General features: G+C 74.6%; 21 protein-coding genes. 13 read left to right on the top strand and 8 right to left on the bottom strand.

All coding sequences use genetic code 11. From position 1 onward, the window contains the following. The first annotated feature begins 252 nt into the window (after positions 1-252). Positions 253-2,319, top strand: a complete 2,067-nt coding sequence (locus tag FHX40_RS17750; RefSeq protein WP_142260667.1) for a hypothetical protein — start codon at positions 253-255, stop codon at positions 2,317-2,319. A 293-nt stretch (positions 2,320-2,612) separates the two neighbouring features. Next, positions 2,613-2,873, top strand: a complete 261-nt coding sequence (locus tag FHX40_RS17745) for a WhiB family transcriptional regulator (RefSeq protein ID WP_189136249.1) — start codon at positions 2,613-2,615, stop codon at positions 2,871-2,873. Positions 2,874-3,044: 171 nt separating this feature from the next. Here FHX40_RS17745 and FHX40_RS17740 read toward each other — a convergent pair whose 3' ends face one another. Further along, positions 3,045-3,440 (bottom strand): metallopeptidase family protein, encoded by a 396-nt coding sequence (locus tag FHX40_RS17740; RefSeq protein ID WP_142260666.1) that lies wholly within the window; start codon positions 3,438-3,440, stop codon positions 3,045-3,047. A gap of 205 nt (positions 3,441-3,645) precedes the next feature. On the opposite strand from FHX40_RS17740, the gene FHX40_RS17735 reads away from it, so the two are divergent. From FHX40_RS17735 to FHX40_RS17715, 5 genes are all read left to right on the top strand, one after another. Next, positions 3,646-4,014, top strand: a complete 369-nt coding sequence (locus FHX40_RS17735; protein ID WP_142260665.1) for a DUF3499 domain-containing protein — start codon at positions 3,646-3,648, stop codon at positions 4,012-4,014. A 204-nt stretch (positions 4,015-4,218) separates the two neighbouring features. After that, on the top strand, positions 4,219-5,586 hold the full coding sequence (locus FHX40_RS17730) for a phosphomannomutase/phosphoglucomutase (protein ID WP_142260664.1): 1,368 nt from the start codon (positions 4,219-4,221) through the stop codon (positions 5,584-5,586). Between the two features lie 8 nt (positions 5,587-5,594). After that, positions 5,595-5,768, top strand: coding sequence for a Trm112 family protein (locus FHX40_RS17725; protein WP_142260663.1), 174 nt, complete (start codon positions 5,595-5,597; stop codon positions 5,766-5,768). Positions 5,769-5,770: 2 nt separating this feature from the next. Then, complete coding sequence (locus FHX40_RS17720; RefSeq protein ID WP_142260662.1) at positions 5,771-6,886, top strand: SIS domain-containing protein; 1,116 nt, start codon at positions 5,771-5,773, stop codon at positions 6,884-6,886. A 70-nt stretch (positions 6,887-6,956) separates the two neighbouring features. Beyond that, on the top strand, positions 6,957-7,928 hold the full coding sequence (locus tag FHX40_RS17715; RefSeq protein WP_142260661.1) for a cation diffusion facilitator family transporter: 972 nt from the start codon (positions 6,957-6,959) through the stop codon (positions 7,926-7,928). 60 nt (positions 7,929-7,988) lie between these two features. On the opposite strand, the gene FHX40_RS17710 is transcribed toward FHX40_RS17715, so the two are convergent. Beyond that, complete coding sequence (locus tag FHX40_RS17710; RefSeq protein WP_142260660.1) at positions 7,989-8,321, bottom strand: MerR family transcriptional regulator; 333 nt, start codon at positions 8,319-8,321, stop codon at positions 7,989-7,991. Positions 8,322-8,482: 161 nt separating this feature from the next. Between FHX40_RS17710 and ahcY the strand changes: the two genes are divergently transcribed. Both ahcY and FHX40_RS17700 read left to right on the top strand, forming a co-directional pair. After that, positions 8,483-9,913 (top strand): adenosylhomocysteinase, encoded by a 1,431-nt coding sequence (ahcY, locus tag FHX40_RS17705; RefSeq protein ID WP_142260659.1) that lies wholly within the window; start codon positions 8,483-8,485, stop codon positions 9,911-9,913. 4 nt (positions 9,914-9,917) lie between these two features. Further along, positions 9,918-11,171 carry an adenosylhomocysteinase gene (locus FHX40_RS17700; protein ID WP_142260658.1) on the top strand — a complete coding sequence of 418 codons (1,254 nt, stop codon included), beginning with the start codon at positions 9,918-9,920 and terminating at the stop codon, positions 11,169-11,171. A gap of 151 nt (positions 11,172-11,322) precedes the next feature. Here the strand turns inward: FHX40_RS17700 and FHX40_RS17695 are convergent, their stop codons facing one another. Further along, on the bottom strand, positions 11,323-12,237 hold the full coding sequence (locus tag FHX40_RS17695; protein WP_142260657.1) for an RDD family protein: 915 nt from the start codon (positions 12,235-12,237) through the stop codon (positions 11,323-11,325). A gap of 140 nt (positions 12,238-12,377) precedes the next feature. On the opposite strand from FHX40_RS17695, the gene FHX40_RS17690 reads away from it, so the two are divergent. Beyond that, the gene (locus FHX40_RS17690) at positions 12,378-13,373 is read left to right on the top strand and encodes a stage II sporulation protein M (RefSeq protein ID WP_142260656.1); all 996 of its coding nucleotides are present in this window, start codon (positions 12,378-12,380) and stop codon (positions 13,371-13,373) included. Between the two features lie 43 nt (positions 13,374-13,416). Here FHX40_RS17690 and FHX40_RS17685 read toward each other — a convergent pair whose 3' ends face one another. The 5 genes from FHX40_RS17685 to FHX40_RS17665 all read right to left on the bottom strand — a co-directional run bounded on the left by FHX40_RS17685 (position 13,417) and on the right by FHX40_RS17665 (position 18,753). Beyond that, the gene (locus FHX40_RS17685) at positions 13,417-14,745 is read right to left on the bottom strand and encodes a DUF58 domain-containing protein (RefSeq protein WP_142260655.1); all 1,329 of its coding nucleotides are present in this window, start codon (positions 14,743-14,745) and stop codon (positions 13,417-13,419) included. Continuing rightward, positions 14,745-15,773 carry an AAA family ATPase gene (locus FHX40_RS17680; protein ID WP_229789012.1) on the bottom strand — a complete coding sequence of 343 codons (1,029 nt, stop codon included), beginning with the start codon at positions 15,771-15,773 and terminating at the stop codon, positions 14,745-14,747. Before FHX40_RS17680 ends, FHX40_RS17685 begins: the two co-directional genes overlap by 1 nt. A 124-nt stretch (positions 15,774-15,897) precedes the next feature. After that, positions 15,898-17,094: a DUF4350 domain-containing protein gene (locus FHX40_RS17675; protein ID WP_142260654.1), complete on the bottom strand. Its 1,197-nt coding sequence runs from the start codon at positions 17,092-17,094 to the stop codon at positions 15,898-15,900. After that, positions 17,091-17,729 carry a DUF4129 domain-containing protein gene (locus tag FHX40_RS17670; RefSeq protein ID WP_142260653.1) on the bottom strand — a complete coding sequence of 213 codons (639 nt, stop codon included), beginning with the start codon at positions 17,727-17,729 and terminating at the stop codon, positions 17,091-17,093. Before FHX40_RS17670 ends, FHX40_RS17675 begins: the two co-directional genes overlap by 4 nt. Before the next feature lie 13 nt (positions 17,730-17,742). Then, positions 17,743-18,753, bottom strand: coding sequence for a DUF7847 domain-containing protein (locus tag FHX40_RS17665; RefSeq protein WP_229789010.1), 1,011 nt, complete (start codon positions 18,751-18,753; stop codon positions 17,743-17,745). Between the two features lie 578 nt (positions 18,754-19,331). On the opposite strand from FHX40_RS17665, the gene mtrA reads away from it, so the two are divergent. From mtrA to FHX40_RS17650, 3 genes are read left to right on the top strand one after another with little or no spacing between them, the layout of a single operon-like run. Beyond that, on the top strand, positions 19,332-20,009 hold the full coding sequence (gene mtrA, locus FHX40_RS17660) for an MtrAB system response regulator MtrA (RefSeq protein ID WP_142260651.1): 678 nt from the start codon (positions 19,332-19,334) through the stop codon (positions 20,007-20,009). A gap of 19 nt (positions 20,010-20,028) precedes the next feature. Continuing rightward, positions 20,029-22,149 carry an MtrAB system histidine kinase MtrB gene (gene mtrB / locus FHX40_RS17655; RefSeq protein ID WP_142260650.1) on the top strand — a complete coding sequence of 707 codons (2,121 nt, stop codon included), beginning with the start codon at positions 20,029-20,031 and terminating at the stop codon, positions 22,147-22,149. Then, entirely contained in the window at positions 22,136-23,944 is a 1,809-nt protein-coding gene (locus FHX40_RS17650) for an LpqB family beta-propeller domain-containing protein (RefSeq protein ID WP_142260649.1), read from the top strand. Before mtrB ends, FHX40_RS17650 begins: the two co-directional genes overlap by 14 nt. Positions 23,945-23,991 lie beyond the last annotated feature (47 nt).

The raw sequence follows: 23,991 nt of genomic DNA, 5'->3' as shown, positions 1-23,991 counted from the left end.
CTGCGCAGACCGGGGCATGCCGCCGGTCCGGATGCGACGAATGGGCTGAGCTGGGGCGGCGTCCCAGAAAGGAAACCTTTTTGTGACACGGAGGATTCCCAGTATCTCAACGCGAATGTCGCCGATGTGCAAAACTGCCCCGGTGCCACATGTGGCCACAGGGGGTTGTGAGGACGTGGACGAGCAGTACAGAGCGGGCCGCCCGCGCAGGAGGCGCACCGCCCGGGTGGTTCACCGAGGTGAGGGAGCGTCGTGATCGACGTCGAGGTGGGCCGCCTGCGTGAGCCCGCTGCCTGGGCCATGCTCGTCACCGCGGCCGTGTCCGTGCTCGTGCTCGTCGCGCACGTGCTGTTCGGCGACACCGGAGGCTTCGGGGTGCGCGCCGGCACCGCGCTCGACGACCTCAGCCACCCGATCAGGCCCGCGCTCGCGCTCGGCGCGGTGCTGCTCGCCACGCGCTTCGGCCCGGTGAGCCCGCGCGCCCGGCTCCTGCTGTTCGGCGCCCTCGGCACGCTCGGGCTCGCCGCGCTGTTCAGCCTCCTCGGCCTCGGCGCGCTGGTGTTCGCCGGCGCCCTCTCGGCCGGGACCAAGGTGCAGCTGCTCCTGCTCGGGCTGCCGCAGCTGGCGCTGCTCGCCATCGCCCTCCTCTACGGGCTCCACCTGCTCAAGACCCTGCCCCAGGCCGCCGCCCCGGCCGCGCCGTTCGGTCCGGGTGGCCCCGCCGGGGCGCCGTTCCCCGGCCCCGCCGCGCCGGGCGGGTTCGTCCCGCAGGCCGGTCACCCCCAGGCCGGCCCGTTCCCGCCGCCTCCGCCCCAGGCCGGTCCCCCACCTGCCGGTCCCGGGGCGCCCGCAGGGCCGGAGGACGCGCCGCGTCCCGCGCTGGAGGCCGGGCCGTCCGCGGCCCCGGTGCCGGGCGACCAGGGCGAGCAGGCCGCCCCGGCCGGTCAGGTCCCCGGCGACGCGCCGGGTGCCGAGCCGCCCGCCCCCGGCCAGGCACCCGAGCAGCAGCCCGCGGCGGCCGCCGCCGAGGCCCCGCCGGTCTACGGCGGCGACCCCGGCACCACCCAGCAGCCCGCCCCGCGCCAGGGACGGCACGGCCGTACCGACGACGAGCACGCGAGCACCCGCGACGTGCCGCGGCCGCCCGCGCCCACCTACGTCCCGCCGGCCGCGGACGACTACAACATCCCCACCACCGTGGTCCGGCCCGCCGGCCAGGGCGTCCGGCCTCCCGCGCCTGGGCCGTACGGGACCGGCGAGGCCGAGCGGCCGGGCGGCGACGCCGCGCAGAACCAGACCGGCGGCTACCGCGGCTACACCTCCGGCGAGTACGGCCCCATCGACGCCCCCTCCGACCCCCGGTACGGCACCGCCCGCCCGGCCGAGCAGCCCTCGGCCGCCGCGCCCGCCTCGCCGTACGGGCCGCAGGAGGAACCACGCGACCCCACGCCCCTCGCCTCGGGGGCCCCGGACTCCGGCTACGGCACCCCCTTCCCCCCGCAGCAGGAGCCCGGGCGCCCCGCCGCCGCGGCGCCGGCCGCCGAACCGGCCGCCCAGCCGACGGCACCGCACCCCCTGCAGCCGTACGGCGACCTCGGCGACCCGCGGCAGCAGCAGATCTTCCAGGCCTACCAGCAGGCGCAGAGCTACCGGCAGGGTGGCGGCGCACAGGCCCAGACCGGGACGTACGCCACCGGGCCGCAGCAGCGGCCGCGGATCGACGACCCGCTCGACACGAGCCGGCCGCTGCCGGAGTACACCTCGTACCCGTCGGGACCCCAGCCCTCGCCGCTGGAGCAGCCGTCGGGGCCGCACCCGGTGGCGGACCGGCCGTCCGGGCCGCAGCCGCAGCCCGCGGAGCCGGTCTCGGGGCCGCACCCCCTGCCCACCGGGCCGATCTCCGGGCCGCACCCGGTGTCCGGGTACACCTCGTACCCGTCCGGCCCCCAGCCGTCGCCGCTCGACAACCCGCCGCAGCGGCCGTCGCTGTCGGACCCGCGGCCGCCGGACCACCAGCGGGCCGGCGCCCCGGCGCAGGGCTTCGGCGGCTCGCTCGGCGGCGTGTCGCAGGCCTCGCCGTACCAGCCGACCCCGACCGGTCCGGTGCCGCCGCCCGAGCCGCTGCTCGGGCACGGCGACCGGCTCGGCTCCCAGCAGACCGTGACCTTCCAGGCCGGGGGATACCCGGAGTCAACCCAGCACCAAGGAGAGCACCGAGGAGAGCAGCAGGGCGCCACGCCGCCCAACGACCCGCGAAACCGCGACGAGCCCATCGATCCGACCGCGATCTACACGCCGGACCGGCCTCCGCCCAGGTAATGATCGAGGAAGATGTCCACAGTGATCAGGTAGGGAATGCTGCGGCGCCGGGTGGCCGCTGGTACCGTTCCGTCCGCCGAAAGCGCTTCTGATCATCCAGCCCGACCGGACCGGGGGGAGCGTGTCTTTCCCCGGATGGCGTCATGCGCTTGACGTCACAGGTGAGACACGCGTGTAATTACAACATTGTTGTTTGGCCCGGTCCTCAAGGTGGGTATGGGGAGGGGCGTGTCCATTGGGGGGCCTCCGTATTCGTGAGGCGGGCAAACGAGCGGGCGACAGGGAGGTGTGCAGTGACCGACAAGGTCATCGCACAGGCGCTCGGCGGTGAAGAGGAGCTCGGGTGGCAGGAGCGCGCGCTGTGCGCGCAGACCGACCCGGAGGCGTTCTTCCCGGAGAAGGGCGGGTCGACTCGAGAGGCCAAGAAGGTGTGCCGCGCCTGCGAGGTGCGCGCCGAGTGCCTCGAGTACGCCCTGGAACACGACGAACGGTTCGGCATCTGGGGCGGCCTCTCCGAGCGGGAACGCCGCCGGATCAAGCGCGAGGCGAGCTGACCTCCCGCTCGTCCGTGCCAACCGGCCGGCCGTGACCGGCCACCACACCCGCCGAGACGCACGCCGGACACCTCTGGGAACGTGCCAAAGCCCGCGGCATGCCGCGCGGCGCGGCGTCCGTATCGGTCTCCGCGTCGCCGTCGCCGTACGTACCGCCGCGCCGCCGCGGGCTCAGTGTCGCTCGTCGTAGCCTGGGTCGATCGTCTCCGGGGACAGGCCGAGCAGATCGGCCACCTGCTCCACCACGACGTCGTGCACGATCGCGCCGAGCTGCTCGCGATCGCGGGCCCGCGCCTCCAGGGGCCGGCGATAGATCACGACCGAGGGCGGTTCGCCGCTCGCCGCGGGCTCGGCGCGGCCGAGCGGGATCGGATCGGACGACAGCCGCGCCGGACCGTCGACGAGCTCGTCGGCCGGCGGCACCTCCTCGACGGCGAACTCCACCGCGGACAACTGCTCGCCCCAGCGCGGCTTGAGCCGGTCGACGGCGTCGAGCACGAGGTCGTCGAAGCGCTCGCTGCGGGTCCGCGAGATCGGCACGTGCGGAGGCGCCAGAGGGCCGCGCATGCCACGACCGTGCCGGTCGCGGCGGATCCGGCGGCCCGGGCCCGTGGAACGTCCTCTACCACCCGATGACGCACTCACGATCCAAGGGTATGGGCACCCAGGGACGGACGGTGTGTCCAGCGGCGACTGTCCGGATTGTGGCGACACGTTAGTTAAGAGCCGCGCGGTGGTGGCAAAGTGAACGCGGAACGGATACGGTCCCTCCGTGAGCCCCGTCCGCAGCTGTTCCCGTACCGCCTGCAGGCAGCCTGCCGTCTTCACACTCACGTACGTCTACGCCGACTCGACCGCCGTTCTCGGCCCACTCGCGACGTACGTGGAACCGCACTGTTACGACCTCTGCGCGGAACACGCCGAGCGGCTCACCGCCCCCCGCGGCTGGGAGGTGGTGCGCCTGCCCGCGGAGGCGGGTCAACCCAGCGCCGACGACCTGGAGGCGCTCGCGAACGCGGTCCGCGAGGCCGCCAAGCCCGCCCCCGCGCAGCACGCCGAGCCCGTCGGCCAGGGCGTGGAGGTGGGCCGGCGAGGTCATCTGCGCGTGCTGCGCTCCGCGCAGCCCGAACGCGAACAGTGACGGTTCGAGCGGCAGGCCCGGCGCCGGGTCCCGCACCGGGGCCCGGCCAGGCGGCCATTTCGGTCTGCCACCGACACGTCACCGTCCGCACCGGATCCGCTCCGCTCCGCCGCGCGGTGCTTGACCGGCGATCGTTTTCGCCGTAGGCACGTGCCGGGCCACTAGGCTCGTAGAGATCGGAACGGATTGAGGGGCGGACCAAAAGTGGGCGACCTCGCCAAGATATTCAAGGCGTACGACATCCGCGGCGTCGTGCCGGACGAGCTGGACGAGACCGCGGCCGAGGCGATCGGCGCGGCCTTCGCGGAGGTGTGCGACGCGGAGACCGTGGTGATCGCGCGCGACATGCGCACCTCGTCGGAGCCGCTCGCCGCGGCGTTCGCCCGGGGGGTGACCGGCCGCGGCGTGAACGTGATCGACGCCGGGCTGGGGTCGACCGACCTGCTCTACTACGCCAGCGGCAGCCTCGGCCTGCCCGGCGTGATGTTCACCGCCAGCCACAATCCGGCCCGCTACAACGGCATGAAGATGTGCCGTGCGGGCGCGGTGCCGATCGGCGCCGAGACCGGGCTGACCGAGATCCGGGCCCGGGCCGAGAAGCTGCTCGCCTCCGGCGACCTCGGTACGGCCGAGGGCCGGACCGGCCGGATCGAGCGGCGCGACCTGCTCGACGGCTACGCCCGGCACCTGCGCGGGCTCGTCGACCTGTCCGGGCTCCGGCCGCTCAAGATCGTCGTCGACGCCGGGAACGGCATGGCCGGGCACACCGTGCCCGCCGTACTCGGCGCCGGGGACCTGCCGATCGAGGTGGTCCCGCTCTACTTCGAGCTCGACGGCACCTTCCCCAACCACGAGGCGAACCCGCTGGAGCCGGAGAACCTGCGCGACCTGCGCAAGGCGGTGCTGGCGGAGGGCGCCGACCTCGGCCTCGCCTTCGACGGCGACGCCGACCGCTGCTGGGTGGTGGACGAGCGGGGCGAGTCGGTCTCCCCGTCCGCGATCACCGCGCTCGTCGCCGTCCGCGAGCTCGCCCGGCACCCCGGCGCGACCGTCATCCACAACCTGATCACCTCGATGGCGGTGCCCGAGATCATCGCCGAGCACGGCGGCACGCCGGTCCGTACCCGGGTCGGCCACTCGTTCATCAAGGCCGAGATGGCCCGCACCGGCGCGGTGTTCGGCGGCGAGCACTCCGCGCACTACTACTTCCGCGACTTCTGGTTCGCCGACTCCGGCATGCTCGCCGCGCTGCACGTGATCGCCGCGCTCGGCACCCAGCCCCGGCCGCTGTCGGAGCTGCTCGCCGGGTACACCAGGTACGTCGCCTCGGGCGAGATCAACAGCCGGGTCGCCGACCAGGCTGCCGTGCTCGCCCGGGTGCGCGAGGCGTACGCCGGCCGCGACGACGTGCGGATCGACGAGCTCGACGGCCTCACCGTGGCCGGGGCCGGCTGGTGGTTCAACCTGCGGCCGTCCAACACCGAGCCGCTGCTGCGGCTGAACGCCGAGGCCCGCGACGAGGAGAGCATGACGGCCATCCGCGACGCGGTTCTCGCCATCGTGAGGAGCTGAGGAACACAGTGAAGATCGACGACTGGCTGCTCGAGATTCTCGCCTGCCCGGCGTGCAAGTCCCCGCTGCGCGCCGAGACCGAGACCGACGAGCTCGCCTGCACCGGCGAGTCGTGCGGGCTGATCTACCCGGTGCGGGACCAGATCCCGGTCCTGCTGGTCGACGAGGCGCGCAAGCCGTAGCCGTGCCGGACCTCGCATTCGAGCCGGAGCGGCTCGACGACGTCGACCACCTGGAACGCACCGACCCCGGCGGCGTGCTGCGCGAGGTCGCCTCGTCCGCGGCGCGGGTCCGCATGGCCCAGCGGGCGGCGGCCGAGGCCGGGGTCGACCGGCTCGCCCGGGAGGGGCGGCCCCGCGCGATCGTGGTGGCGGGCGTGGGCCCCGGCGCGCTCGCCGGGGACATGCTCGCCGCGGTCTGCGGGTACGGCGTTCCGGTGGCGATCGCCACCGTGCGCTCGCCGGTGCTGCCCGGCTGGGTGGGCGCGGCCGACCTGGTGATGGCGGTCTCCCGCAGCGGCGCCGAGGAGGAGACCGTGGCGCTCGCCGCCGAGGCGGGCCGCCGCGGCTGCGGCCTGCTCGCGGTCGGCCGCAGGGGATCCCCGCTGGAGGACGTGACCCTGCGGGCGCGGGGGATCTTCGTGCCGGTGCCCGCCTACGACGGCCCGCCCGCCACGGTGTGGGACCTCACCGTGCCGCTGGTCGTGGCGACCGGCGCGCTCGGCCTGGTGCGGGGCGTGCCGGAGGCGTGCGAGGCCGCGGCGCGGCGGCTGGAGGAGGTCGCCCACCGGTGCCGCCCGGCGAGCGAGTCGTTCATCAACCCGGGCAAGAGCCTCGCGCTCGAGCTCGCCGACACCGTGCCGGTGATCTGGGGCTCCTACCCGCTCACCGCCGCGGCGGCCCGCCGGTTCGCCGGGGCGCTGCACACGCACGCCCGCTACCCGGCGATCTGGGGCGAGCTGCCCGAGGCCGGGCACACCCAGATCGCCACGCTCGACGGCCCGGTGGCGGAGAAGGACATCTTCGCCGAGGGGCCGGGCCGTACCCTGCGGCTGGTCCTGCTGCGCGACACCGACGAGAACCCGCGCACGGTGCGCTGCCGCGAGGCCGCGACGCGGATCGCGGAGGAGCGGGGCGTGCCGGTGAGCGTGATCGACGCCGAGGGGGTGCACCCGCTGGAGCGGCTGGCGGTGCTCGTCGGGCTCTGCGACTTCGGTAGCGTCTACCTGGCACTCGGATACGGGATGGATCCGGCACGAATGGCAGCGATTGCCGAGTTTCAGGCCGGCGCCACCCAATAAGATCCCGCGTGCCGTATTTTGCGGGACGAGGCGTCCCGCAGGGGGGACGACACAGGGAGCGGAGAGGACCGTGAGCGCAGGGGGCGGTACCAAGGCGATCATCGCGGCGCTGGCGGCGAACCTGGCGATCGCCGCGGCGAAGTTCGTGGCGTTCCTGTTCACCGGGTCGTCGTCGATGGTCGCCGAGTCGGTGCACTCGGTCGCGGACTCGGGTAACCAGGCGCTGCTGCTCCTCGGCGGCAAGCGCGCCGAGCGCAAGCGGACCCGCGAGCACCCGTTCGGCTACGGCCGCGAGCGGTACTTCTACTCGTTCGTGGTCGCCGTGGTGCTGTTCACCGTCGGCGCGCTGTTCTCCATCTACGAGGGCGTGCACAAGCTCACCGACCCGCACCCGGTGGAGACCCCGGGCTGGGCGTTCGGCGTGCTGATCTTCGCGATCGCCGCCGAGGCGTACTCGTTCCGCACCGCGATCCAGGAGGCGAACGCGGTCCGGAACGGCCGCTCCTGGGTGGAGTTCGTGCGCCGGGCCAAGGCCCCCGAGCTGCCCGTGGTGCTCCTTGAGGACCTCGGCGCGCTGCTCGGCCTGATCTTCGCGCTGTTCGGCGTGACCATGGCGGTGATCACCGGCAACGGCGTGTGGGACGGCGTCGGCACGGTCATGATCGGCGTGCTGCTCGGCATCATCGCGGTGATCCTCGCCATGGAGACCAAGTCGCTGCTCATCGGCGAGGGCGCGAACCCCGAGGACGAGCAGCGGATCATCGCCGCGCTCGAGGCCGGCGAGGACGTCGCGCGGGTGATCCACCTGCGCACCCTCCACCTCGGCCCGGAGGAGCTCCTCGTCGCCGCCAAGATCGCCATCGACCACGACGACACCGCCGCCGAGGTGGCCGCGGCGATCGACGCGGCCGAGCAGCGGGTGCGCGCGGCGGTGCCGATCGCCCGCGTCATCTACCTCGAGCCCGACCTGTACCGGGAGGACAAGGCCGCGGGCGGGCGGGGCGCGGGCTCCTCGGCCGCCCCCGCCGACCATCACGCCTGAGGTACGGCACGCCCGCCGTACGGCACGGCCGCGGGCGGTGCCTCCGGCGCGGGGCGCCGCTCAGCGGCCGTCGAGCAGCCGCAGCGCCTTCTCCTTCTCGAAGTCGAGCGCCCGCCGCGGCGCGGGGATGCGCCCGATGCGCACCCCGAGGTCGCGTACGGCCTGCATCACCTCGGGCTCGCACAGCACCCGCAGCCCGAACGCCAGCTCGGCCGGGGAGACGTCGAACCGCCGCTCCAGCTCGGTCGCCTGGGTGACCGCGGCGAGCTCCTCGGGGCCGAAGCGCCGGTGCGCGCCCTTCTCACGCACGGGCGGCAACAGGCCGAGCGACTCCCGGTACCGCAGCATCCGTGGGGACATGCCGAGCCTCTTGGCCGCCTCCGTGATACGCATGGCAGCAATTCTTACATTTCCGTGTGAGATTCGGCCCGTCGGGTGTGCGTCCGGCCGCGCCCGGCTCCTAGACTCGCACGCGTAGCACGAGAGGCAAACACCCATAGGCCGACACCGACGAGCCCTTGTCGGCACGTCCACACGGTGGAGAGGAAGAGCAGATGGACTTCAAGGTCGCCGACCTTTCCCTTGCGGAGTTCGGCCGCAAGGAGATCCGGCTGGCCGAGCACGAGATGCCGGGCCTGATGGCCGTGCGCAAGGAGTACGCCGACAAAAAGCCCCTGCGCGGCGCGAAGATCACCGGCTCGCTGCACATGACGGTCCAGACGGCCGTGCTCATCGAGACCCTGGTCGCGCTCGGCGCCGAGGTGCGGTGGGCGAGCTGCAACATCTTCTCCACCCAGGACCACGCCGCCGCGGCCGTCGTGGTCGGCCCCGACGGCACCCCGGACGACCCCAAGGGCGTGCCGGTGTTCGCCTGGAAGGGCGAGACCCTGGAGGAGTACTGGTGGTGCACCGACCAGGCGCTGCGCTGGCCGGACGGCTCCGGGCCGAACATGCTGCTCGACGACGGCGGTGACGCCACCCTGCTCGTGCACAAGGGCGCCGAGTTCGAGAAGGCCGGCGCGGTGCCCAGCGCCGCCGAGGACGACCCGGAGGAGTGGAAGGTCATCCTCGACCGGCTGCGCCGTACCATCGCCGAGGAGCCGGGCCGGTGGACCCGCACCGCCGCCGGGATCAAGGGCGTCACCGAGGAGACCACCACCGGCGTGCACCGCCTCTACGAGATGGAGCGGAACGGCACGCTGCTCTTCCCGGCGATCAACGTCAACGACTCGGTCACCAAGTCGAAGTTCGACAACAAGTACGGCTGCCGCCACAGCGTGATCGACGGCCTCAACCGCGCCACCGACGTGCTCATCGGCGGCAAGGTCGCGGTGGTCTGCGGCTACGGCGACGTGGGCAAGGGCTGCGCCGAGGCGCTGCGCGGCCAGGGCGCCCGGGTGATCGTCACCGAGATCGACCCGATCTGCGCGCTGCAGGCCGCGATGGACGGCTACCAGGTCACCACCCTGGAGGACGTCGTCGAGACCGCCGACATCTTCATCACCGCCACCGGCAACGTCGACATCATCACCGCCGACCACATGGCGCGGATGAAGCACCAGGCGATCGTGGCGAACATCGGCCACTTCGACAACGAGATCGACATGGCCGGGCTCGCCCGCGTCCCGGGCATCAAGAAGATCAACATCAAGCCGCAGGTCGACGAGTGGGTGTTCCCCGACGGGCACTCGATCATCGTGCTCGCCGAGGGCCGGCTGATGAACCTCGGCTGCGCCACCGGCCACCCGTCGTTCGTCATGTCGAACTCGTTCACCAACCAGGTGATCGCGCAGATCGAGCTGTTCACCAAGACCGACCAGTACCCGGTCGGCGTCTACCGCCTGCCGAAGCACCTCGACGAGAAGGTCGCCCGGCTCCACCTCGACGCGCTCGGCGTGAAGCTCACCCGGCTCACCAAGAAGCAGGCCGAGTACATCGGCGTGGACGTGGACGGCCCGTACAAGCCCGAGCACTACCGGTACTGATGTGATGCGCACGGCCGGTCGGAGGGCCGGGGCCGAGGCGGGGGAGCGCCGCATCGACTGGGCCGCCCGGCACATGCCGGTGCTGCGGGCGATCGGCGCGCGCTTCGCGGCCGAGCGGCCGCTCGCCGGCCTGCGCATCGCGGCCTGCCTCCACGTCACCGCGGAGACCGCGGTGCTGATGGGGGCGCTGCGGGCGGGCGGCGCCGAGATCGCGCTCGCCGCCTCCAACCCGCTGTCCACCCAGGACGACGTCGCCGCCGCCCTCGCCGGGTACGGCATCACCGTGCACGCGAGGGCGGGGGTCGACCGGGACACCTACTACCGCCACATCCACCGGGCGCTCGACGTCGAGCCGGACCTCGTGCTCGACGACGGCTGCGACCTGGTGAACACCCTGCACACCGAGCGCACCGAGCTGCTCGAGCGGGTGACCGGCGGCTGCGAGGAGACCACCACCGGGGTGATCCGGCTGCGCCGCATGGCCGCCGAGGGGGCGCTGCGCTTCCCGGTGGTCGCGGTGAACGACACCCGGGTCAAGCGCATGTTCGACAACCGGTACGGCACCGGCCAGTCGACCCTCGACGGGGTCATGCGGGCCACCAACGCCCTGCTCGCCGGCCGTACCGTGGTGGTCGCCGGGTTCGGGTACTGCGGGCGCGGCGTGGCCGAGCGGGCCCGCGGGCTCGGCGCGCGGGTGATCGTCACCGAGATCGACCCGGTGAAGGCGCTCGACGCGAGCCTGCAGGGCTACGAGGTACGGCCGATGGCGGAGGCCGCGGCCGAGGGCGACGTGTTCGTCACCGTGACCGGCAACCGGGACGTGATCCGCGCCGAGCACTTCGCGGTCATGAAGGACGGCGCGATCCTCGCGAACGCCGGCCACTTCGACGTGGAGATCGACGTGCGCGCGCTCGGCGAGCTGGCCGTCGAGCTCAACCCGGGGGTGCGGCCGAACACCGACGAGTACGTGCTTCCCGACGGCCGCCGGCTGCTGCTGCTCGCCGAGGGGCGGCTGGTCAACCTCACCGCCGCCGAGGGCCATCCGGCCGCGGTGATGGACATGTCGTTCGCCGCCCAGGCGCTCGCCGTGGCCTGGCTCGCCCGGGAGCGCGCGGGCCTCGCGCCCGGCGTCCACGCGGTGCCGGAGGAGATCGACGCCGAGGTGGCCCGGCTCAAGCTCGACGCCGCGGGGGTGCGCATCGACGTGCTCACCCCCGAGCAGGAGGACTACCTGCGGTCCTGGCGCATCGGGTCGTGACGGGCGGTCCGGCGGCCGACCGGGGCGCACCCTCCCCACGCGCGGGCGTGCCGTCCGCGGGCCGCCGGTCCGCCCGTAGCCATTCCTGCCCGCGCCGGGCCGCGAAACCTCGCGTTCCGCGGGGATTTCCCGGACGACGCGGCCGCGCAGGTCACGCGGGCGGCACGAAACCGCCGGGCGTGGGGCCCACGGTCCCCCGCGGCACCACTCGTTCCTGCGGCGGGGCGGCCTGCGGTGCCGGGGCCTGCGGCGCGGGGGCGGGCCACGCCGCGCCCGGTACGGCCGGCCGCGGCTCGCCGTACCGCGGGGCCTCGGCCTGGGCCGCCCGGGCGGCCAGGCGCTCCTCGGTGCGGCGGCGGCGCTCCGCGAGCACGGCCGCGAGGTAGGACGCGTGCGGCACCCCCGGCGGCGGGGGCGGGCTGACGTAGGCGGCGACCTGGCCCGCGATCCGCTCGCCGAGCTCCCGCCGGATCGCGGGGGAGAGCTGCGGCGCCCGGGACAGGTAGTTCCGCGCGGTGTTCGCCACCTCCTCGGGCAGCAGGGACAGCTCGAGCGTGGCCGCCCAGGCGGCGAGCTCCGGCGGCATCGGCGGCGGTGGCGCGGCCTGCGGCGCCCGCTCGGAGATCACGATCGTGCCCGCGAACAGGTCGCCGAGCCGTTTGCCGCGGTTCGACAGGAGCGAGGCGATCAGGGCGGGCGCGCCGGAGAGCCCCCAGATCTCCACGAGCGCGGCGAGCCCGCGGAACAGCGCCTGCCGGAACCGCACGGGTCCGCCGTCGTCACCGACCACCCGCAGCCCCATCGCGAGCTTCCCCGGGCTGCGCCCCCGGGTGAGCGTCTCGAACGCCACCGGGTAGCCGAGGAAGATCAGCGCCGTCATCGCGATGGCGAGCGCGGCCCAGAGCGCCGGGTCCGCGGCCGCCATGGCGTGGCCCAGCAGGAAGTTCGCCCCGATGACGAGCGCGAGCTGGATCACCACGTCGATGAGCAGCGCGAGCGCGCGCGTCGGGAGCTGGGCGACCCGCACCTCGACGACGACGGCCTCGCCGGTGACGACATCGGACATGCGTCAATTCTCCCCGCCGCCGGTCGGCGCCGCGCGCCGTACGCCCCGCCTGTGCCGCCAAGACCCGAATCGCACCAAATGCGCGGGAGCCCGAAGGCGAGCCAGGCGCGCGCCACAGGCCGCCTCGGTAGGCTCGTCGCGTGGACATCGACGCCTTCGTGACCGCGCACCGGCCGCAGTGGGACCGGCTGGAGGACCTGGTACGGCGGCGCCGGTCACTCGACGGCGTCGAGGTGGACGAGCTCGTCGACCTCTACCAGCGGGTGGCGACCCACCTGTCGATCGTGCGCTCCCACGCGCCGCACTCGCCGCTCGTCGGCCGGCTCTCCGCCCTCGTCGCCCGGGCCAGATCCGCGGTCACCGGGGCGCACGCCCCCGCCGTGCGGGAGCTGGTGCGGTTCGTCACCGTGGTGTTCCCGGTCGTGGCCTACCGGGCGCGGTGGTGGTGGGCGGGCGTGGCCGCCGCGTTCCTGCTCGTGGCGACCGCGCTCGGGGCGTGGGTGGCGGGCAGTCCCGAGGTGCAGGCCGCGATCGCCCCGCCCGAGGAGATCAAGGAGCTCGTCGAGCACGACTTCGCGGACTACTACTCGGAGAACCCGGCCGCCTCGTTCGCCGCCCAGGTGTGGGTGAACAACTCCATAGCGTCGGCGCAGGTGATCGCGAGCGCGGTGCTGCTCGGCGCCCCCATCCCGTACATCCTGTGGGTCAACGCCGAGAACGTGGGCCTCATCGGCGGCCTGATGGTCGCCAACGACAGGGCCGACGTGTTCTTCGGCCTCATCACCCCGCACGGGCTGCCCGAGCTCACCGCGTTCTTCCTCGCCGCCGGCGCCGGGCTGCGGCTCGGCTGGACGATGATCGCCCCGGGCCCGCGCCGCCGCGCCGACGTGCTCGCCGAGCAGGGCCGCGCGGTCGCGTCCGTCGCCATCGGCCTCGTCGCCGTGCTGCTCGTCTGCGGCCTCATCGAGGCGCTCGTCACCCCGTCCCCGCTGCCCACCTGGGCCCGGGTCGGCATCGGGGTGCTCGCCGAGGCCGCGTTCCTCGGGTACGTCGCGTATTTCGGCCGCCGGGCCGCGGCGGAGGGCGAGACCGGGGACATCGAGCTCGCCCCGGACGCCGCCCCCACCTCCGGGTGACCCCGCGGACCGCCCGGCTGCGCCGTACCGCCGGGCGCGCCCCTCAGAGCCGTCCCGCGGCCTTCAGCGCGATGTAGGCGTCGGCGAGGGCGGGCGCGAGGTCCTCGGGGAGCGCGTCGACCACCTCCACGCCGAGGCGGCGCAGCCGCGCGGTGACGGCGCGGCGCTCCCCGATGTGCCGCTCGGCCGCGGCCGCGTCGTACACCGACTCGGCGTCGCCCCGGCGGGCGGCGAGGTCCGCCACCCGGGAGTCGCGGGCCGCCGCGACGAGCACGAGGTGCCGGGCCGACAGCGAGGGCAGCACGGGCAGCAGCCCCTCCTCCAGGGCGGCGGCGTTGAGGTCGGTGAGGAGCACCACGAGGCAGCGCCGCTTGGCGCGGGCGAGCACGGTGGCGGCCATGCCCGCGAAGTCCGTCTCGACCAGCTCCGGCTCGAGCGGCGCGAACGCGTTCACCATCGCCGACAGCAGCTCGGTGCGGGCCACGCCGCTCAGCCAGATGCGCGCCGCGCGGTCGTAGGCGAGCACGTCGACGCGGTCCCCGGCGCGGGCCGCGAGCGCGGCGAGCAGCAGCGCGGCGTCCATCGACCAGTCGAGGCGGGGCCAGCCGGACGGCCCGGCCGCGGCCCCGGCGGGGTTCACGCCGAGCCGGCCCGCCGAGGTGCGGCCGGTGTCGAGCACGATCACCACCCGGCGGTCCCGCTCCGGCCGCCAGGTGCGCACCACCACGTCGCCGCGCCGGGCGGTGGCGCGCCAGTCGATCGACCGCACGTCGTCGCCGACCACGTACTCGCGCAGCGAGTCGAACTCGGTGCCCTGGCCGCGCACCAGCACCGGGTTGCCGCCCTCCAGCTCGCGCAGCCGGGCGAGCCGGGACGGCAGGTGGCGGCGGCTGTGGAACGGCGGCAGCACGCGCACCGTCCACGGCACCAGGTGGGTGCCCTGCCGGGCCGCGAGCCCGAGCGGACCGAACGAGCGCACCGTGACCGCGACCGCCTCCCGGTCGCCGCGGCGCACCGGGGCGAGCACGGTGACCAGCCGCCGCCGCTCGCCCGCGGGCACCGTCACCCGGTGCGCGCGCGGCGACGGCCGCGCCGACGGCGGCCAGGCGTCGCGGATCACCGCGCGCACCCGGCGCCGGCCCGGGTTCTCCACCACCAGCCCGACGGCCACCGTGCCGCCGAGCCGTACCAGGCGCTCGCCGTCCCGGCGGAACCGCAGCACCCGCACCGCGCCCGCGGCCGCGAGGTCCACCGCGACCAGTACGGCGAGCAGCAGCCAGGCACCGAGCACCGTCAGGCCGGGGCGCGGCGTGAACGGCACGACCAGGGAGCAGAGGGCCGCCAGCAGAGCGGCACGACCGGTGAGCGCCATCAGCGGGGTACCGGGACGGACGCGAGGATGCCGTCGAGCACGCCGTCCGGCGTCGCCCCCTCCAGCTCGGCCTCGGGACGCAGCCGGACGCGGTGCCGCAGCGTGGGCCGGGCGAGCGCCTTCACGTCGTCGGGGGTGACGTAGGAGCGGCCGGACAGCCAGGCCCAGGCGCGGGCCGCGGCGAGCAGCGCGGTCGCGCCTCGCGGCGACACCCCGAGCTGCAGCGACGGCGACTCGCGGGTGGCGCGGGCCACGTCCACGATGTAGCCGAGCACCTCCGGCGCGACGTGCACCCTGCCGACCGCCTCGCGGCCGGCCGCCAGGTCCGCGGCGGTCGCCACCGGCTTGAGCCCGGACAGGTCGCGCGGGTCGAAGCCCTGCGCGTGCCGCTCGAGCACCGCGATCTCCTGCTCGCGCGGCGGCAGCGGCACGGTGAGCTTGAGCAGGAACCGGTCGAGCTGCGCCTCCGGCAGCGGGTAGGTGCCCTCGTACTCGATCGGGTTCTGGGTCGCGGCGACCACGAACGGGTCGGGCAGCGGGCGGGCCGCGCCCTCCACGCTCACCTGCCGCTCCTCCATCGCCTCCAGCAGCGCCGCCTGCGTCTTCGGCGGGGTGCGGTTGATCTCGTCGGCGAGCAGCAGGTTGGTGAAGACCGGGCCCTCGCGGAACTCGAACTCGGCGGTGCGCGCGTCGTACACGAGCGAGCCGGTGACGTCGCCCGGCATCAGGTCCGGGGTGAACTGCACCCGCTTGAAGTCGAGCGAGAGCGCCGCGGCGAGGGCGCGCACGAGCAGGGTCTTGGCCACGCCCGGAACCCCCTCGAGCAGCACGTGCCCCCGGCACAGCAGCGCGATCACCAGGCCGCTGACGACCGAGTCCTGGCCGACGACGGCCTTCGCCACCTCGGCGCGGAGCGCGGCGAGCGCCTCCCGGGCGGCGTCCGCGGACGGCGGCTCGCCCGGCGGCGGGGACGGCGGGCCGGTCGGCGGGTTCGGCGGGCTGGTCGGCGGGGTCGGTGGAGTCGTCACGTGTGGTCGCGCCGGCGGGCCACGGCGTGCGGGCCGGCGTCCGGCGCCGGCGTAGGACACCCGCGAATGGCGCTGCCTCCTTTCACGTCTCGGTCGGGACGGCGGTCGGGGTGGAACCGCGCGGTCAGGGCGCGGGGGATGCGGCCGGCGGCCCGTGGCGGAGGAGGGCCTCCACGTCCTCGAGCCGGGCCGCGAGGGCGACCAGGGCGGCGTCGTCGGCGGGGGTGGGGCCGTACAGCAGGGTGCGCAGCTCGGCCGGGTCCTCACCGGTGCGGGCCGCCAGCGAGGAGATGATCTCATCCGGGCCCGCGCCCGGGGGCAGGCCGAGCCGCGGGGTCACCCGGTCGAGGCAGCCGGCGCGCAGCGCGGCCGCCGCGCGGTCCCGGGCCCGCCGGGCGCGGTAGAGCCGGCCGCGGCCCTCGACGGTCTCGGACGCCCGCACCACCACCGGCAGCCGCTCGGCCACGACCGGCCCCAGCCGCCGGGCCTGCCAGAGCGCGGTGAGCAGCACCGCGACGCCGAGCTGCACCGCCGCCCAGCGCACGCCCTCCGGGACCAGGTCGAGCAGGCTCCTGGGCCGCGTCGTGGCCACGTCGTACCCGGGGTCGTCCTCGACGGGGTCGGTGAGCCAGATCAGCAGCGGCTGCCGCCCGGCGAGGTTCATCGCGAGCGCGGCGTTGCCGTCCTCGCCGAGGCGCAGGTTGGTCATGAAGTCCGCGTCGCCCACCAGGGTGATCGTCCGCCGGCCGTCCCAGTACCGGACGAGGGTCGGCCCCTCCTGGCTCGGGTAGCAGCCGGCCGCGTTGCGCGGCGCGCGGTAGGTCACGCCGCCGAGGTAGGCGCTGCCCGCCCGGCGCGCCTCGGGCAGCGTGCAGCCGGGCTCCCGCGACCGGGGGTCGGCCCACTCGCCCGGCCGCGCCGCGGGGGCGAGGATGCCGAGCTCGTACGGCCGGCCGACGATCAGCAGGTCGGACGGCAGCGCCGCGATCCGCCGCGCGTCCGCCTCGCCGGAGATGGCCCGGCGCGCCGTGAGCAGCAGCTGCGAGCGCGGGGTGGCGAGCCGGACGGCCTCGTCCACCGAGGTCACCCGGACCACCCGGACGCCCTCGTCGCGGAGCAGCTCGGCGAGTGCCGCCGTGCCGCTCAGCGACGTGTCGGAAGGGTCGAGATAACGCCGCTCCGGTATCTCGTCGTTCCGGACGAACACCGCGGTCGCCGCCGCGACCAGCAGCACGAGCAGGGCGACGAGCAGCACGCCCCGGCCGCGGCGCCACAGGTCGCGCGCGGTGGGCGAGACGGACGTGGGGGCCGGCGCCGTCATCCGCGCTCACCCCCGACCGCGGTCAACGGCCGCGGCCGGGCCGCGGCCACCTGCTCGTCGAGCCGGACGAGCCGTGCGTACCCCTCGGCCGAGCCGGGCATCTCGCCGTAGGTCACGTCCTCGAACAGCCGGGCGCCGGCGGCGAGCTCGTCGGCGAGCCCGGGCAGTTCCCGCCCGGCGTCGGCGGCGAGCTCCGCGGCGGTCCGGCCGGGCATCGGGTCGAGGATCGCCCGCTCCTCCAGGTCCCGGGCGACGGCGCGCAGCCGCTCCCGGATCGCCTCCGCCCACTCGCCCGCCGCGGCGAGGCGCTCGGCCTCCTCGCGATGCTCGGCCGCGGTGCGCTCCCGCCCGGTGAACACGGCCGTCCGCTCGAGCGCGGCCCGCCGCGTGAGCCGCCGCGCCCGCCACAGCGGCAGCGCGATGAGCGCGACGATGAACGTCAGCAGCGCCGCGGCCGCGAGCCACCCGGTCTGCTCCGAGTGGATCACGTCGTTGAGCCGGTCGAGGAACTCGTCGAACTGGCGCCGGAGGCGGTCGAGCCACGGCTCGTGCTCGTATCGCGGATCGAGCAGCTCGTTGAGCGCCCGCTCCCGGGCCGGGTCGCGATCGACGCCGATCGGGGCCGTCACGATCATGGGCACGACGCCGTCACGCACCCCCGTGCGGGCCGCCGCCGGCGGGCCGCAGCCACAGCTCGTCGGCCGACGCCGGCACCCAGCCGAGCCGGTACTGGTCCGCCGCCGCCGACTGGAGCACGAGGTCGAACGCCTCGGCCCGCATCCGGCGGTCGGTGTAGAGCAGGCCCAGCACGCCCGCCTGCAGCGGATAGGTGATGATCGCCGCGCACATCTCGGACAGCACGCTGAGCGTCACCAGCACCGGGGTCGCCCCGGAGCCGCCGTCCGTGGCGAACAGGATCGCGCCGGCCATCAGCCCGAACGGGATGCCGATCACCAGGGTGACCACGGCGACGATGATGTTGGTGAGCACGATGACGCCGAACACGCGCCAGAAGGCGCCCCTGGTGAGCTCCCACGACCTGCGCAGCGCGGCGATCACGCCGAGGCGTTCCAGCACCACGGCGGGCGCGGCGAGCGCCAGCCGGGTCCCGAAGAACGCCACGTAGCAGATGAGGGCGACCGTGCCCCCGAGGCTCAGCAGGAAGAACAGCCCGATCTCGGCGGCGCCGAGCGCGAAGAAGATCAGCGTGATCAGCACCAGCGCCGGGGCCGCCAGGATGAGGCCGGTCAGCACGGCGGTGCCGAGCAGCGCGGGGATCCGTCCCTTGCTGCGCTGCCATGCCTCCCCGGCGGTGATCCGCCCGCCGAACACCGCGCGGCCGAGGATCTGGGTGAGCACGCCGGTCAGGACGGTGACGAGGAGGAACTGCACCAGCACGCCGGCGGCGTCGGCGATGACTTCGCTGACCGACGGGAGGATCCCCGCGGGCGGCCGCACGCTCGCGTCCTCGCCGAACAGCGAGGAGAACGCCTCGTTCGCCTCGAGGGCCTGGACGATCGCGAGCGGCAGGGTGCCGATCACCGCGGCCCCCGCGGCGAGGCCGAGCGCGGCCCGCGGGCTGGACCGGATCAGCCGCAGCGCGCCGTCGAGGATCTCGCCCACGGCGAGCGGGCGCAGCGGGATGATGCCCGGCCGCATCTCGGGCCGGCTGGCGCCGTACCCTCCGCCGGGATACCCGCCGGGACCGCCGGGCGCCCCGGGATATCCGCCCCCGGCGCCGTAGCCGCCGTACCCGCCGGGCGGTGGCGGCTGCGGACCGCCCTGGTACGGCCCGCCGCCCGGGCCCTGCGGGTGCGCCGGTTCACCCCCCGGAGCGGCCCACGACGAGCCCCCCGGCTGTGGCGGCTGCGATCCCGGTGTTGGCTGATCCGTTGAGGAATCGTGACCCTCCGACATAATGTCAATCCTGACATGCCGCCGCCCGGTGCGGATCCGTAAGGCGCGCGGAGCACTCGCACGATCAGACGGACGCCGGGCAGACTGGGAAGGCGACCGCACGGGTTTTCCCGGATGTGGCGGGCCCTACCCCGCGCGGCGACGACCGAACGACGATCAATGAGGGCTGACCTGCAGATGACTCGCGGTATGGACTGGGGGTTTGCGGTCGGCGATCGGTTGTTCGTTTGGAGTCTCGCCCACACGTTCCGGACCGGTAACCTTCTACTTTCGTGCGGTGCTCGCAAAATTCACAGGCTGGGTACGACAAATGAGGGGTCATGAAAGGACGCGTGCTGGTCGTCGATGACGACGCCGCTCTCGCCGAGATGCTCGGGATCGTGCTGCGCGGGGAGGGCTTCGAGCCATCGTTCGTTTCCGACGGGGACAAGGCGCTCGACGCGTTCCGTGAGACCCGTCCGGACCTCGTGCTGCTCGACCTGATGCTGCCCGGCGCCGACGGCATCGACGTCTGCCGCCGGATCCGGGCGGAGTCGGGCGTGCCCATCGTCATGCTCACCGCCAAGAGCGACACGATCGACGTCGTGCTCGGGCTGGAGTCCGGCGCGGACGACTACATCATCAAGCCGTTCAAGCCGAAGGAGCTCATCGCCCGGGTGCGCGCGCGGCTGCGCCGTACCGACGAGCCGACGCCGGAGATCCTGCAGATCGGCGACATCACCATCGATGTGGCCGGTCACTCGGTCAAGCGCGGCGACCAGACCATCAACCTCACCCCCCTGGAGTTCGACCTGCTGGTGGCGCTGGCCCGCAAGCCCCGCCAGGTCTTCACCCGGGAGGTGCTGCTGGAGCAGGTGTGGGGCTACCGGCACGCGGCCGACACCCGGCTGGTCAACGTGCACGTGCAGCGGCTCCGCGCCAAGATCGAGAAGGACCCGGAGCACCCGGAGATCGTGGTGACCGTGCGCGGCGTCGGCTACAAGGCCGGCCCCGCCTGACCGACGGAATTCCCCCATCATGCCCCCGTCGCCCGCCGCCCAGAGCGAGAGCGCCCAGGGCCGAGGCGCCCCGGGCACGAGAGCGCAGCGCAAGGGCGCTCCGGTCCGGCCCGGTGCGGGCCGGACCTCGCCGGGCCGGAACGCCCCCCGCAAGGGGAAGAGCACGGCGAAGAGCGCCAAGAAGCGGCGCCGCCGGACGCTCCGGCAGATCGCGCGGGGCGTCCGGAGGCGGGCGCGGCGCGCCGCCGGCCGGGTACGCCGGCTGTGGCGGCGCTCCCTGCAGCTGCGGGTGGTCACGAGCACGCTGGTCATCTCGATCGTCGTCGTCGCCGTGCTCGGGGTCTTCCTCATGCAGTCGATCACCACGACGATGATCGACGCGCGGATCCGGGCCGGGCTCGCCGAGGCGCAGGCGAACGTCGCCACGGCGGTCGGGCACCTCACCGCGCAGCCCGGCGAGGCGGCCAAGCAGTCCTCCACCCGGCAGGGCGACGCCCCCGTGCTGCCGAGCGACCCGGTGGAGGTCGCGGCGAACGCGCTCGCCAACCGGGCCAGCGACCGGTACAACGTGATCATCCTCAGCGAGACCGACGTCGGTAAGGACTACGTCACCGGCGACATCGACCCGCGCAGCCTGCCTCCGCGCATGCGCAAGCAGGTGCAGAAGATCACCCCGGGGGATCCGCCGCAGCGCCTCACCACGCCGCTGTACTACGAGAACAGCGCCGCCGCGGTGCCCGGGCTGGTGATCGGCCACCGGGTGGAGGGGCCGCCCGGCCGGACGTACGAGATCTACCACTTCTTCCCGCTCCGCGAGGAGGAGGAGACGCTCGCCCTCGTCCGGCAGATGGTGGTGGCGGTCGGCGCCGTGCTCGTGCTGCTGCTCGCGGCGATCGCCTCGCTCGTCACCCGCCAGGTCGTCATCCCGGTACGGCTCGCCCGCCAGGCCGCCGAGCGCCTCGCCGCGGGCAACCTGGAGGAGCGGCTCAAGGTCCGCGGGGAGGACGACCTCGCCCGGCTCGGCACCTCGTTCAACGACATGGCCTCCAACCTCGCGCAGAAGATCCGCCAGTTGGAGGAGCTCTCCCAGGTGCAGCGCCAGTTCGTCTCCGACGTGTCGCACGAGCTGCGCACCCCGCTCACCACCGTGCGGATGGCGGCCGACCTGCTGTACGAGGCCCGCGAGGACTTCGACCCCGCGGTGCGCCGGTCGGCCGAGCTCATGCAGAACCAGCTCGAGCGCTTCGAGGCGATGCTCAACGACCTGCTGGAGATCAGCCGGCACGACGCGGGGGCGGCCACCCTCGTCGCCGACACGGTGGACATGCGCGACGTGGTGCTGCGCGCGGTCGGCGACTCCCAGGCGCTCGCCGAGAAGCACTCGACCCGGATCGAGCTGCGGCTGCCGAGCGAGCCGTGCATGGCCGAGGTGGACACCCGCCGGGTCGAGCGCATCCTGCGCAACCTGCTGTTCAACGCGATCGAGCACGGCGAGGGCAAGGACATCATCGTCACCCTCGGCGCGGACCGGGACGCGGTGGCGGTCGCGGTGCGCGACCACGGCGTCGGGCTCAAGCCGGGGGAGGAGAACCTCGTCTTCGACCGGTTCTGGCGGGCCGACCCGTCGCGGAAGCGCACCATCGGCGGCACCGGGCTCGGCCTGGCGATCTCCCGCGAGGACGCGATGCTGCACGGCGGCTGGCTGCAGGCGTGGGGCGCGCCCGGGGAGGGCGCGCAGTTCCGCCTCTCCCTGCCCCGGGTCGCGGGCGCCGAGCTGCGCGGCTCGCCGCTGCCGCTGGTGCCGCCGGAGGTGGAGATGCGCCGCACCTGGCGCGGCCACGCCTCGGTGACGTCCTCCATCGGGGGCGCCGGCCCGGCCACCGCGTCCGGCACGGCGGCGGGCACCGGTTCGGGCACCGTTTCCGGCGCTGCGAAGGGCTCCGGGAACGGCTCCGCGCCGGCGTCCGGGAACGGCCCGGCGGCCGAGGCCGCGGCGGGTGCCGGGGCCACGACGGGCACCGCCGGGGACTCCGGGGCGGGTGTCACGCCGGACTCCGGGGCCGCGGGCGCGCCCCGCACGGAGGCCGCGGCGCGGGACGCCGAGGTGAGGGACGGCGGAGGCGGCGATGCGGACCGGTGAGCCGCGGGGGACCGGCCGCGGGCCGGGCCGGGGCGGCGCGGTGCTGCCACTGCTGCTCGCCCTGGTGCTGGCGCTCGCCGGGTGCAGCCTCGTGCCGATGGGGGGCAACCCCGTGCCCGGGGAGGAGGCGGGCTCCGGCGACTCGCTGAGCCGGCCGTTCTATCGCAAGATCGCCCCCTCGCCGAAGCCGGGCGGGACGCCGATCGAGATCCTCAAGGGCTTCCAGGCCGCGATGGCGGGCGACGACGACTCCCGCGTCGTGGCCCGTTCGTACCTCACCGGGGAGGCCGCGCGCACCTGGAACCCGTGGGCCGGCGTCACCGTGTACGACCAGGAGAAGCAGATCCGGGTGGTGACGTCGCCCGACGACGAGAACGTGACCCGCCTGGTGCTCGAGGCGAACGTGGTGGCGACCGTGGACGACGACGGCCGCTACCGGCCCGCCGTCGGCGACATGGAGGACAAGGACCCCGAGGACAAGACCTTCACCCTGGTGAAGACCCCCCAGGGCTGGCGCATCTCGTCCGCGCCCCCCGGGCTGCTGCTCTCCCTGGACGACTTCCGGCGCATCTACCGGCCGCTCGACCTGTACTTCCCGGACCAGCAGATGTCCGGCCTCGTGGTCGACCGGGTGCAGATCCCGGTGAGCCCGCGGGAGACCCTCATCGAGTCCCTGCTGGAGCGGCTGCTGCAGGGGCCGACCTCGGCGCTCGGCAGCGCGGTGCGCAGCGCGATCCCGGTCGGCACCCGGCTCAACCGGGTCACCGCCGCCGAGCAGGGCACCCTCGTCGTCGACTTCAGCGCCGAGATCCTCTCGGCCCGCTCCTCCGAAACCGTGCAGCGCGCCATGGAGGCGCAGCTCGCCTGGACGCTGCGCGGGCTCGCCTCCGGCCGGACGGTCGAGGTGCTGGTGAACGGCGAGCCGTGGCCGGGCGGCGGCCTGCGCATCGAGCTCGACCGTTACGCCGGTTACGACCCCAACGTGCTGGGCCAGCAGCCCGAGGCCTACTTCATGCGGAACGGCCGGCTGCACCGGCTCACCTGGAACGGCGACCCCGGCGTGGCGCCGGGCGTGGCCGGGAAGAAGACCCGTGCCGTGCGACGCCCGGCGATCTCCGGGAACGCGAACACGTACGTGGCCGCGCTCGGCGACGACGGGATCTACGTGGCCCCGCTCGCCGACGAGGGCGAGTGGCAGCGCTGGGTCCGGGGCCGGGACCTCACCCCGCCGTCCTGGGACCGGTACGACGAGGTGTGGACCGTGGAGCGCGTCGGGGAGCAGCGGTCGCGGGTGTGGCGTTCCAACGGCTCGACGCAGCGCCACGTGCAGGCCCCCGAGCTGGAGAACAAGCACGTGAGCGCGCTGAAGGTGGCCCGGGACGGGGTCCGGGTCGCGGTGGTCGCCGACGACGGGCTCGCCCAGCGGGTGTACGTCGGCGCGATCGACCGGGACGGCGGGCGCATCGACGGCCTGCTGCCGCTGGACGCGACCGCGTCGGGCGTCGAGGTCGTCGACATCGCCTGGCAGGACGCCCAGACGCTGCTCGTGCTCACCCGGGACAACAAGCAGAACCGGGAGCTCACCGCCTGGGACGTCACCGACGGCACCCAGCTCACCTCGGCGGGCCTGAAGGCCGACTCCCGGATCCGGACGATCACGGCGGCGCCGAACGGCCGGCTGCTCGCCGGCACCGGGGACGACGGCGAGATCCTCATGTGGGATCCGGACAAGAAGAAGGAGTGGATGGCCACGGCCATGCGCGGGGCCGACACCCCGGCCTTCCCGCTGAGCTGACCCGGGCCGCCCTCGTCGGTCGCGCGGGGTGTGGCCCTGCGTCACGG

This window comes from Thermopolyspora flexuosa, from assembly GCF_006716785.1.
Taxonomy (GTDB): Bacteria; Actinomycetota; Actinomycetes; order Streptosporangiales; family Streptosporangiaceae; genus Thermopolyspora; species Thermopolyspora flexuosa.
The sequence above is the reverse complement of the archived record's forward strand: the minus strand, read 5'-3'. Positions and strand labels throughout refer to the sequence as shown.

Coding starts and splice junctions, on each gene's coding strand:
- mtrA (WP_142260651.1), top strand. CDS start 19,332: ATGAAAGGACGCGTGCTGGTCGTCGATGACGACGCCGCTCTCGCCGAG.
- FHX40_RS17700 (WP_142260658.1), top strand. CDS start 9,918: ATGCGCACGGCCGGTCGGAGGGCCGGGGCCGAGGCGGGGGAGCGCCGC.
- mtrB (WP_142260650.1), top strand. CDS start 20,029: ATGCCCCCGTCGCCCGCCGCCCAGAGCGAGAGCGCCCAGGGCCGAGGC.
- FHX40_RS17675 (WP_142260654.1), bottom strand. CDS start 17,094: ATGACGGCGCCGGCCCCCACGTCCGTCTCGCCCACCGCGCGCGACCTG.
- FHX40_RS17670 (WP_142260653.1), bottom strand. CDS start 17,729: ATGATCGTGACGGCCCCGATCGGCGTCGATCGCGACCCGGCCCGGGAG.
- FHX40_RS17665 (WP_229789010.1), bottom strand. CDS start 18,753: ATGCGGCCGGGCATCATCCCGCTGCGCCCGCTCGCCGTGGGCGAGATC.
- FHX40_RS17685 (WP_142260655.1), bottom strand. CDS start 14,745: ATGGCGCTCACCGGTCGTGCCGCTCTGCTGGCGGCCCTCTGCTCCCTG.
- ahcY (WP_142260659.1), top strand. CDS start 8,483: ATGGACTTCAAGGTCGCCGACCTTTCCCTTGCGGAGTTCGGCCGCAAG.
- FHX40_RS17710 (WP_142260660.1), bottom strand. CDS start 8,321: ATGCGTATCACGGAGGCGGCCAAGAGGCTCGGCATGTCCCCACGGATG.
- FHX40_RS17650 (WP_142260649.1), top strand. CDS start 22,136: ATGCGGACCGGTGAGCCGCGGGGGACCGGCCGCGGGCCGGGCCGGGGC.
- FHX40_RS17695 (WP_142260657.1), bottom strand. CDS start 12,237: ATGTCCGATGTCGTCACCGGCGAGGCCGTCGTCGTCGAGGTGCGGGTC.
- FHX40_RS17740 (WP_142260666.1), bottom strand. CDS start 3,440: ATGCGCGGCCCTCTGGCGCCTCCGCACGTGCCGATCTCGCGGACCCGC.